This window comes from Corynebacterium tuscaniense (assembly GCF_008693065.1).
Classification (GTDB): Bacteria; Actinomycetota; Actinomycetes; order Mycobacteriales; family Mycobacteriaceae; genus Corynebacterium; species Corynebacterium tuscaniense.
Genome location: NZ_VXKH01000212.1, coordinates 1 through 520, shown reverse-complemented (window position 1 = coordinate 520; position 520 = coordinate 1). Strand labels below are relative to the sequence as shown.

General features: G+C 53.8%; 1 pseudogene. It reads left to right on the top strand.

What is annotated here, in order from left to right:
• Positions 1-454: pseudogene (locus F4V54_RS11330) on the top strand (transposase); the annotation flags it as partial.
• Positions 455-520 lie beyond the last annotated feature (66 nt).

Below are 520 nucleotides of genomic sequence, written 5' to 3'. Positions count from 1 at the left end.
AGCTGTATCCGACATGCTAAACGGCCCCGCGGAAGCGGCAACTTCACACGAGGCCAACACCGATGACATGGCAGCTCAGCAAGGCATACCTCCCACCGATACCCCTACGTTAACGATGCCTACGACAAATTCAACAAACTATTGGGGCATCCCAGACCAACTCTGTGTGAGCAAAGATGGCGTTGTACGCGTGTGCGGCTTCGGTCTCTACATTGGTCTGAGGTTTAAAAATCGCAGGCTCTACTCCACGGTCACAGTCGATAACATTGCGGAGTTCTACACGGCCCATGACGGTGAATTCCTCTTCAGCGTGCCGCTGCCGATCACGTTGAGCCACAGGCCACCAGGTGGTCAGGTCAACATCAACCTTGTCGAAGGAATGAAACACCGCCAACCACCCCAGATGAACCCGAAACTATCCAAGCCCCGGCCGAAACGCAGGCTACAACCATAAGCCGCTAGAAATGTCCAAGAACACCATGGATTCCGTGTCCAAAAAGACACCGGACTCCATGTCCAA